This is a genomic window from Siphonobacter sp. (assembly GCF_048595215.1).
GTDB lineage: Bacteria > Bacteroidota > Bacteroidia > Cytophagales > Spirosomataceae > Siphonobacter.
Genome location: NZ_JBMDWJ010000155.1, coordinates 1 through 10,387, shown reverse-complemented (window position 1 = coordinate 10,387; position 10,387 = coordinate 1). Strand labels below are relative to the sequence as shown.

Genomic DNA, 10,387 nt, shown 5'->3' with positions numbered 1-10,387 from the left:
ATGGGTCATAATTTTTTAAACTTTTCTTTTCTCTGCATGAATCTCAGCACTCGAGACTTCGTACCACGTAGCCCTCGGCTGATTACTCGATGACTCGCTGTTTTGACGCCTTCGAGGGAAGAAAGAGGCTGAAGTATGGCTTATCTGAAAATGCAATAGGCCCCTGCTTAAGAAGGATATTACCTTAAGCAGGGGCCTATTGCATTGCTTCTAATCTCTTAGAGGCAATGCAATCTATTTGGTAAAAGACTTTGGATAAATTTCCTTCTGATACTTCTCCCAGGGCGTTTGTTTTTTGTGATAATTATCGCCAAAAAACGTAATGATCTGATGAAATTCGGCGGCTTTGTGAAAACCGGGTACGGCCTGAATGACCTGAAACTGCTGCTTATCGAGAAATTTCTCGTCCATGAACACAACGGTCGGGAAACTCATCTGGCCGTTCATGAGGATTGCCGCCAGTTCCTGGTAGCCGCGATTACCCTGGGCAACGAATTTGAAGGTATGACTGCCTAGCTTGATCGGATTTTTTCCTTCCGCATCCAGTTTCACCGCATAATATTTCTGATTGATATACTCCGCTACTTTCGGATCGTTGAAGGTTTCGCGGTCCATCACCTTACACCAGCCACACCAGTCGGTATACACATCGATCAAAAATTTACGGGGTTCTTTCTGGTTTCGGGCGTAGGCTTCTTCGATCGTCAGCCACTCTACCTTCGCGGCTTTGGGTGCCGGTACGGGACGGGGAATGAAAGCCAGCGATGCCAGAACCAGTACCATCGTGCAGCAAAGGGTAACGATTCGTTTCATAGAACTAAGGATTTCCTACGAAGTTGAGAAAAGAAATTGATTTTCATCGAAAGTTAACTTCTAAACGTTTTCCTGTACTGGAAAGTTATTCAGGCAGATTAATTTTGAATTTTCCGGGAACGGACCCCGACAGCAGATCCGGAATGTGACAAATTTGTATGCTACTCAACGACTATACCACCGCGATTGAACAAACCATCGCAACGACTCAGTACGGCCAATCTCCCATCGAACTATACGAACCCATTTCGTACATCATGGGCCTGGGCGGTAAGCGAATCCGGCCTTTACTGACGGTTATGGCTACTGCTCTCTTCACCGAAAACTGGCAACAAGCGGTTCGACCCGCGGTAGGCGTGGAGATTTTTCACAACTTCACGCTGATGCACGACGATATTATGGACAAAGCTCCCATTCGTCGGGGTCAGCCCACCGTACACGAAAAATGGAACGATAACGTGGCCATTCTCTCGGGGGATGTGATGCTGGTTTCAGCCTACGAGTTTCTGACGGAGGTAGAGCCGGCGTACCTGAAAGCCGTAATCAAGAAATTCAACCGGGCCGCCGCTGAGGTATGCGAAGGGCAGCAGTGGGATATGAATTTTGAGAAGCGATCGGATGTCACAAAGGCTCAGTACCTGGAAATGATTCGCCTGAAAACGGCAGTATTACTGGGTTTTGCTCTCGAACTGGGTGGAATCATTGGAGGGACGGATGAGGAAAACGCCCGGATTCTAAAAAAACTGGGCGATGCCGTTGGTACGGGTTTTCAGCTCAAGGACGATTTGCTGGATGTGTACGGTGATCCCGGTAAGTTTGGTAAACTCGTAGGAGGCGACATTCTGGCTAACAAGAAAACCTTCTTACTCATTGACGCTCTGGAAAAAGCCACGGGTAGCGATCAGGAAGAACTGCAATTTTGGCTATCCCCGCAGGATCACCACAATATCGAAAAAGTACAGGCGGTGACGGCTTTGTATGATCGCCTAAGCGTTCGGCAGACGACGGAAGCAGAAATGAATCGCTATTTTGAGGAGGGCTTCGAGTACCTGAAAGCCCTGCGAATTGAGGATGAGAAAAAAGAAATGCTTCAGGCCTTTTTCCAGAATCTGATTGAGCGGGAAAAGTAACCTTTCTAACGCATGCACAAACCAACCATGAAACGGAAACAGGTGCTAAAAACATTGCTGGCGGGTTTGGTCGTCAGTCCCGTACGGGCAGCCGCTCCGGCTACTGATTTTCAGCAGGAATTTCAAAAGGCCTGGAAACGTTCGCGAGACTATACGCTTACGATTTTTAACCAGATGCCGGAAGAACACCTGAACTTCAAGCCAACGCCCGAGATGTTTTCGTTTCGAATGCAATTTGTGCATTGCATGATTTATACTACAGCTCAGCTGGCCAGTCGTCTTAACGTAAAAGATCCCTACGAAACGGCTCAGGGTTGGAATCAGCGTTCCAAAGCGGATGTGGCCGCCGAACTAGGACGATTTTACGATTGGGTACAGCAGACCGTAGCCACGCAAACGTCCGCTCAACTCAGTAAAATGCAGGAATTTGTAGGTGAAGAACTCACGGGACCGCAATTATTCTACGCCCTTGAAAATCACATTATCCATCACCGGGGGCAGGGAATTGTGTACTTACGACTGAAAGGAATTACGCCGGAAGGCTATTTCGGCTGGTAAGGGGGGGGAAGAGGGTTTGAGGTTTGAAATAGGTTTGATGGAGTTTCAGGTTTGAATAGTGTTTAAAGGTTGAATGGGTTGAAAGGTGACTGTAGTTCAGAGTCGAGTCAAGGGGCGGTGGATATCTTGCCCACATTGAGCCTTGTAAGAGCTAAGCAACCATCAAACTAAGCTCAACCTTTTGCTAGGACTTACTTAAACTTCAAACCATTTTCAAACGGCCTTTAAACCTCAAACCTTCCTTAAACACTTTCAACCCTTAAACGGCCTCAAACCTACTCAAACCCCATCCAACTCAATCAATACTTCGCCATGCGGAGATCGACTTCATCCGCCCAGGCATGAATGCCTCCGTCTAAATTGGTAAGGTTATCGTAGCCGTGTTCCTGTTCGAGGTACTGAATGACACTCGCCGAACGCATCCCGTGGTGGCAATAGACAATCACGGGACGATCGCGTGGAATGTGCTTAACGCTGGTCGGAATGGTGGGCATGGGAATCAGCACGGCTCCGGGCAGGTGACACACTTCGTACTCATCGCTGTTACGAACATCGAGTAGAAAGGTATCTGGCTCCCGTTTGAGTTGCCGCATGAGTTCAATGGCCGAGATTTCAGTCGGTAACAAAACATTGGCCGCCAGTTTTCGGTGCGTTTCCATGCCTTGTTGGGCCAATATTTCGGCATCAGACCGGCGTTTGAACTTCATTTTTCGCTGGGTATTTTCGAGCAAATCCATCAGCATAAGTTCGCCCGATAGTGTCTTACCCACGCCGGTAATGATCTTGATCACTTCATTGGCCTGATACATCCCGATCATACCGGGTAAAATGCCTACTACACCTACTTCCGAGCAATTGGGTATTTCAAGGCCACTCGGCGGGTTGGGGAACAAACAACGGTACGTAGGTCCTAGAACGCCGTTAGAGGGGTAGTTAAATACGGAAACCTGACCTTCAAAACGATGAATAGCTCCGTATACAAAGGGCTTTTCTGCGAGTACACAAACGTCATTAATCAGATAGCGAACGGAGAAGTTATCGGTACAGTCGACGACCAAATCAAATCGTTCGATGATACTGGCGGCATTTTCAGCCACCAAATGCGTCGTAAAAACTTCGTAATCAATCAGATCATTTAACCGACGTAATTGAGCGGCGGCCGTGGTGGCCTTGGGTCGGTCTACGTCGGCTGCATCGTAGAGTACCTGTCGCTGCAGATTGGTTTCATCCACCGTATCGCCGTCCACAATACCCAAAGTACCTACGCCCGCTGCCGCCAGATACAACAGAACCGGGCATCCCAATCCTCCTGCACCCACCACCAGCACGCGGGCGTTTTTCAATCGTTCCTGTCCTTCTGCACCGACCTCGGGCAAGAGAAGATGTTTTTGATATCTCTGTTTTTCTGCGGAAGAAAGCATACACACTACCGGGGTCTAAACCACAATTGACGTAAAAAAGCAGAAGGTACAAAAAAATACATTCCTACTAAAAGACCTGAAACGGTTTTAACGAAACCGATTAGGCTTCACTAAACCGTTTCAGATCTTGTAACTCCGTATGCCGCCGATTAATTCGCGACAAGTACCCGATAAATGTACCCCGGATCTTCCACCGCTACGTAGGCGTATCCATCCGGACCCATTTTGACATTCCGGACGCGACCAATATTGGGGAAGAGAATTTCTTCTTTCACCACTTTATTGTTCTTAAGCACGCAGCGATTGAGGTACTTAAAGCGTAAGGAACCCACCAGCAGATTGCCTTTCCAGGCTGGATACCGCGAACTTTCTACCAGAGCCAGTCCACTCGGGGCAATCGATGGAACCCAGTACGTTTGAGCCTGTTCCATGCCTTCCTTAGCTTTCAGATCGGTAATGACTTTGCCGTCGTAATTGATACCATACGAAATGACGGGCCATCCGTAATTGGCTCCCTTGCGAATAATGTTCAGTTCGTCGCCGCCCCGTGGCCCGTGTTCGGTTTCCCAGATGGTACCCGTTGCCGGATCAATGAGCAGCCCCTGCGGATTCCGGTGTCCCCAGGAATATATGGTGCCGTTGGTTTTATCCTTGAACGGATTGTCAGCGACGGGCGTGCCATCGTCGTTCATTCGGTGGATTTTACCCAGGTCGCTGTCCAGGTTCTGCGGATTCGTTTTTTCACTACCTCGTTCGCCAACCGTTACAAACAAATAACCGTTTTTGTCAAACACCATCCGCGAGCCGTAGTGATGACGGGTTTTGGAGTAGGGCAGGGCTTCAAAAATGATTTTCTGATCGCTTAACTGGGTACCATCCAGTTTCGCCCGCATGACGGCAGTGGTTGACAGTTTTCCTTCGGGAGCGTCCTTAAAAGCTGAGTAGGAAAAGTATACCCAATGATTTTTGGCAAAATCCGGGTGTAGTACCACGTCGAGTAGGCCACCCTGACCTTCAGCCAGTACGCTCGGACCACCCGTTACTTCGGTTTTTTGCTGATTTTTTTCAACCAGGTAAACCTTGCCGTTCCGATCCGCAACCAGCAGCTTTCCTTCGGGCAGAAAGGCCATCCCCCAGGGATTCGACAGTCCCGCAGCTACGGTATCAAGTTTAGCGGTAAAGGCTTCGGTTTTGAATACGTTGGATTTGGGCTTGCTGGCGAAACTGTACCGATTCCCTTTCTCGATACTGGTTTGAATGAGCTGGGCAATGCCTTGAATTTGCTCGGGTTTCAGCGAATTTTCCCAGGCGGGCATGCCAAAATCCGGATACCCGTGCGTGATGCTGGCAATGAGTTCGGGTTTAGTCGTGCCGTGTTTCCACTTGCGGTCCACGAACGCCTGTACGTCGCCGTGACAACTTGAACACAGGGTCTTAAAGGTAGTTTCCGGTGACTCGGGAGGCGTGGAGCCGGGTACATTCGAAAAGTTGAGTCCCGTCAGAAACAGGACCGATCCAAGGGCCAGGTATTTGAAAATCATAGGATAAAGAGGTCGTTAGCTTTGCTCTGATCAAAAATAGGAAATTAAGAAGAGTTTTCCGTTTTCGTAGGTTAAACCCAATAAAGTTAGCGGGACGGGTTGTCCGTAGTATTTACTACGGACTTTTTAAGTTGGTAGGCTGTGCCTACCGTGCTGTACCTGCCCCGCATTGCATACGGGGCTATTCAGATTAAACCCCTTCGGGGTTGGAGGCTTGATTGAAAAAATAGACAGGGTTTTAAGGCAGTTAGAAAACTGCCTTAAAACCCTGTCTATGAATAGGTAAAAAATGCTCTTAAAGAGCCGTTTTGATCTTCAGTTCGTCCAGTTGTTTCTGAGCAATCGTAGAAGGACTATCAATCATGATGTCACGACCCGCGTTGTTTTTCGGGAACGCGATGAAATCACGAATCGTATCGGCTCCACCGAAGAGCGAACACAAGCGGTCGAAACCAAAAGCAATCCCCGCGTGCGGAGGGGCACCGAATTCGAAGGCATTCAGCAGGAAGCCAAACTGATGCTGAGCTTCTTCGGCTGTAAAGCCTAACAGATCAAACATCCGCGATTGAATGTCCTTCTGGAAAATACGAACGGAACCACCGCCCACTTCCACACCGTTGATGACCATATCGTAGGCATTAGCCCGTACCTTGCCGGGATCCGTTGCGATGAGGTCCATATCTTCGGGTTTCGGACTCGTAAAGGGGTGGTGCATGGCGAAGTAGCGGTTTTCTTCTTCACTCCATTCCAGCAGGGGAAAGTCAACCACCCAGTGAACCGAATATATATCGGGGTTACGCAGACCCAGGCGGTTACCCAGTTCCAGACGCAGTTCGTTGAGCTGCTTCCGGGTTTTATCCGCGGCACCCGCCAAAATCAGAATCAGATCACCGGGTTTGGCACCGAATTTCTCGGCCCAGCCTTTGAGTTCTTCTTCCGTATAAAACTTGTCCACCGACGATTTAACCGAACCGTCCGCATTCACGCGGGCGTACACCAGCCCTTTGGCACCTACCTGTGGGCGTTTTACCCATTCCGTTAATTCGTCGACTTGCTTGCGGGTATACTCAGCACAACCCGGAGCGGCGATACCTACCACGAGTTCAGCGGAATCAAAAACCACGAAGTTTTTACCCGAAGTCAGGTCCGCATCTTCGCCTTTCAGCTCCACAAACTCCATACCGAAACGAATGTCGGGTTTGTCCGAACCAAAGCGACGCATGGCCTCGGAGTATGGCATCCGAACGAGCGTCTCGGGTAATTCAATATTTTTTACGGTACGGAACAGGTGACGAACGAGTCCTTCAAAAGTGTTCAGGACGTCTTCCTGCGTAACGAACGACATTTCACAGTCGATCTGCGTAAATTCTGGCTGACGGTCTGCCCGCAAATCTTCATCCCGGAAACACTTCACAATCTGGTAATAGCGGTCAAAACCCGATACCATCAGCAATTGCTTGAAGGTTTGCGGCGATTGGGGCAGGGCGTAAAATTCACCCGGATTCATCCGACTTGGTACGACGAAATCGCGGGCCCCTTCGGGCGTTGATTTAATCAGAACGGGCGTTTCTACTTCGATGAAATTCAGATCATCCAGGTACTGACGAGCCCGGCGAGCCACCTGATGGCGAAGCTCCAGGTTCTTGCGTACGATACCCCGACGAAGATCCAGGTAGCGGTACTTCATCCGGATGTCGTCGCCACCGTCGGTTTCGTCTTCGATGAGGAAGGGAGGTAATTTGGCCGGATTTAATACTTCCAGCTTCGTAACCTTCACTTCAATATCACCCGTAGGCAAATTTGGATTTTTAGCAACCCGCTCGACGATGGTTCCCGTAGCCGCCACCACGTATTCACGCCCCAATGAACGGGCCGTTTCTGTAACGGAAGCATCAGTAGAACCTTCTTCAAAAATCAACTGAGTAATACCGTATCGATCCCGCAGGTCGATCCAGATCATTCCTCCTTTATCGCGGATGCGTTGCACCCAGCCGCACAGGGTTACTTCCTGGCCAACCTGGGTAAGGCGGCCTTCGCCGCAAGTATGTGTACGTAGCATAAACAAGTCAGGATCAAAGCAATCCTATTTTGTGCCGCAAAAATAGGGAAATTCGGTCAGGGTTGGAGGTTTGAAGAAAGTTTGAAAGCGTTTGAGGGGATTTTAAAGTTTTAAAATGGTTTGAGGAGATTTAAGGTTTGATGTAGTTTGAGGAGTTTTATGTTTGAAAGCGTTTGAACGTTTAAGGTTTGAATGCGTTTGAACGTTTAAGGTTTGAATGCATGCACGTGCCACTAGCCTCAAACTCATTCAAACCATAAACTCATTCAAACGTCAAACGCTTTTCAAACCTTAAACCTAGATCAAACCTATCCCAACCGCTTCGGTGAGCGGTCGGCTCGTACGAAAATGCGGACGCCATCTACGGTTCCCACTAATACATACTGACGTTCCAGGTAGGCTTTCAGCTCGGGGAAGCTCTCGTAGCTCTGCGTGGCAGGGTCCTGCATCCAGTAGCTATTTTTACCCACGGCATCGACAACCACCGCCGGACGATTTCGCTGCATATTTTCCATAAACCGCTTCCGGTACGTTTCGCGTAGCGGATGTTCAAACGAGGAGCGAATGGTATGGTTTTCGGCCACGCCCTGCGGCAATTGCGTTTCGATGTAGTACTGACAATTCCAGCCCCAAACGACCAGATAATCACCCGACTGTTTGTACTGATCAATGGCTGCTCCCACGGATGAAATGGGAAAGGTACGATTGAAGGTGGGTGTGGAAACGTAGTAATTTAGTGTATGATCTTTCTTGTAATGTACCAGCATTAGACCCACCAGACAAGCCAAGGAAGCTCCCGTCAGCGTCAGTGAGGATACCCACGATAAGGAAGAAACGGCTCCCAGCAGTGAGGCACTTAGCAAAGCAAAAGGAATGACCAGAAAGAACAGATAGTGTGTATACCCCGTACCCGTTCTGGACACGGCCAGAATACCCATGATCAGTAAGGCCAGCGAAAAAAAGAAGACGTCTTTCTTCAGCGTACCCCAGCGGAAAGCCGCTAATACGGCACTGATGCCGAGGGGTAAGAGAATGAGTGTATAATCCAGAGCAACGCTGAATTGGGCGGGGAGATGCAGTAAATTCTGCCCCCAGCTACCGCCTTCGCCGTAGTTGAAGTTGGCGTGAATGTAATAGAAAAGAAAATCCTTGAAGACGCCATTTACCCACAGTACCAACCCGAGTAGAAGCAGGGCCGATATCCCCGAAACGACGCAGGCCACAAAGGGTCTGAAATCATTTCGGATATAGACGCTGTAGAGGTAGTAACCCAGACACGCCGCCAGCAGGGGCAGGCTCTGAATTTTTCCGAAAGGCATTGCCAGAAACAATACACCCAGCAGGATGGAAGTTCGGTACGTACCCCGGGCTAAAAACCCAGGCGTTGAAAATAGATATACAATGATGGAAAGCAGCGTGACGGGTACCAGCTCACTGGAATAATGTACAAAATCGCCGAGCTGCGTAAAGGCGTAGAATAGCAGCACTGGGTACGAAATCAATTGCGAAACCCGCGTGCCGAACCAGTTTTTCAGGGCCAGCGAGAGAAAAACGAACGTTATGCCCAGTAATAGCACCGCTCCGAGGTGACCCGTCATATAGCTGAAATTACCCGTCAATAGGGCCGGAATCAACAGGAAGTAACTGCCCAAGGGTCCACCCGTCGTACCATCCACGGATCGCCAGTAAACCGGATCTTTTACCAGCGTCATCGCTTGCGTAAGCATCTGGCCTTCATCAACGTTGAGTTCGCGATTATAGAAAATCACCGGCAGCCGCATATACGCCAGCAGAAGCAGGGCCAGACCTAAAAACAGCGGGTACGAAGGTTTGGGCTTGAATGAAACCAGCCCCAGTACGGCGGCCAGCCCATAGCCGATAAGAAAGAAAAGAAAAGGAAACTGATTAAACGTAAAAAGCGAAGACATGTACGCTAAATGCTAAATCCGGTGTATCGAAAACGTAACCAGGGAATGATGGTACGAACTGGGAACGAAGGTACGCGAGCGTTGCGATAGGAGCGTACAGAAACAGGACTTAATTTTCGCTACAGCCGCCGAGCTTTATTCCTTAATCTTTGAAATACTGGATAGAAATTTCTGCAAAGATCCCCGTTCATCGCATGGGAAGTATTTATAAATGAGCTGAAAACATCTGGTGTTTACCTTTTGCCGAAGCTGCGTTTTCTATTTTATTCAAATACTATGCGTATTTTAACCGGACGCTTCCATCATTACTTGAAATAAAAGCGAGTGTTGAATTGGTTTGGTAATAATTTTTCGTAGAAATTTACAATCTATTAGTTGTTGAGTCGCTGGTGCTTTCTTTTAAAATGAATGGATTGGCTAAGCAGTCGCCCCTGACTACCCAAACCTACATTTCGCTCGAATAATGAAAAAGTCTTCCGCTATTCCACCGGATGAGTCTTTCCTGGCTCAGCTATGGGTCCGTTTCAAAGGCGGCGAAGGTGAAGCCTTTGATCTGCTAGTTGAAAGACGTTACCGGGTTCTGTTTAACTATGCGACCCGGTTTACGAAAGATCGGGAGCTGATTCAGGACTGTATTCAGGATTTATTTCTGGAACTGTGGGATCGGCGGGCGTACCTGGTCGAGACGCCCTGCGTTACAATTTATCTGTTAAAAGCTTTACGCAATAACCTTCTGCGGGATCTGCGGAATCGAAATCGACTCGATGATCGCAGGGACTTGGCCGGTACAGATTTTGAATACTCGGACGGACTCAATATCGAGCGGGAATGGATCCGTGACGAGATGTCATTGGAAAATGAACGTAACCTGCGACAAGCCATTGAACAATTACCTAAACGTCTACAGGAAGTCATTTTCCTGAAATTTTACGAAGGC

General features: G+C 48.7%; 8 protein-coding genes. 3 read left to right on the top strand and 5 right to left on the bottom strand.

What is annotated here, in order from left to right; all coding sequences use genetic code 11:
* Positions 1–234: 234 nt before the first annotated feature.
* The gene (locus ACOJTG_RS09160; RefSeq protein ID WP_420153540.1) at positions 235–813 is read right to left on the bottom strand and encodes a thioredoxin family protein; all 579 of its coding nucleotides are present in this window, start codon (positions 811–813) and stop codon (positions 235–237) included.
* 158 nt (positions 814–971) lie between these two features.
* Here ACOJTG_RS09160 and ACOJTG_RS09155 point away from each other — a divergent pair, with 158 nt between their 5' ends.
* A complete protein-coding gene (locus ACOJTG_RS09155) occupies positions 972–1,943 on the top strand; it encodes a polyprenyl synthetase family protein (protein WP_420153539.1) in 972 nt (323 codons plus the stop codon).
* A 12-nt stretch (positions 1,944–1,955) separates the two neighbouring features.
* Positions 1,956–2,501 (top strand): DinB family protein, encoded by a 546-nt coding sequence (locus ACOJTG_RS09150; protein ID WP_420153538.1) that lies wholly within the window; start codon positions 1,956–1,958, stop codon positions 2,499–2,501.
* A 299-nt stretch (positions 2,502–2,800) separates the two neighbouring features.
* Here the strand turns inward: ACOJTG_RS09150 and moeB are convergent, their stop codons facing one another.
* The 4 genes from moeB to ACOJTG_RS09130 form a co-directional block, all read right to left on the bottom strand.
* Complete coding sequence (gene moeB, locus ACOJTG_RS09145) at positions 2,801–3,922, bottom strand: molybdopterin-synthase adenylyltransferase MoeB (protein ID WP_420153537.1); 1,122 nt, start codon at positions 3,920–3,922, stop codon at positions 2,801–2,803.
* A gap of 149 nt (positions 3,923–4,071) precedes the next feature.
* Complete coding sequence (locus tag ACOJTG_RS09140) at positions 4,072–5,463, bottom strand: PQQ-dependent sugar dehydrogenase (RefSeq protein ID WP_420153536.1); 1,392 nt, start codon at positions 5,461–5,463, stop codon at positions 4,072–4,074.
* A gap of 295 nt (positions 5,464–5,758) precedes the next feature.
* On the bottom strand, positions 5,759–7,522 hold the full coding sequence (gene aspS / locus ACOJTG_RS09135; protein ID WP_420153535.1) for an aspartate--tRNA ligase: 1,764 nt from the start codon (positions 7,520–7,522) through the stop codon (positions 5,759–5,761).
* Between the two features lie 308 nt (positions 7,523–7,830).
* Positions 7,831–9,450, bottom strand: a complete 1,620-nt coding sequence (locus ACOJTG_RS09130; protein WP_420153534.1) for a hypothetical protein — start codon at positions 9,448–9,450, stop codon at positions 7,831–7,833.
* 463 nt (positions 9,451–9,913) lie between these two features.
* Between ACOJTG_RS09130 and ACOJTG_RS09125 the strand changes: the two genes are divergently transcribed.
* Positions 9,914–10,387 (top strand): RNA polymerase sigma factor (locus ACOJTG_RS09125; RefSeq protein ID WP_420153533.1); only part of this gene is annotated, 474 nt, incomplete at its 3' end.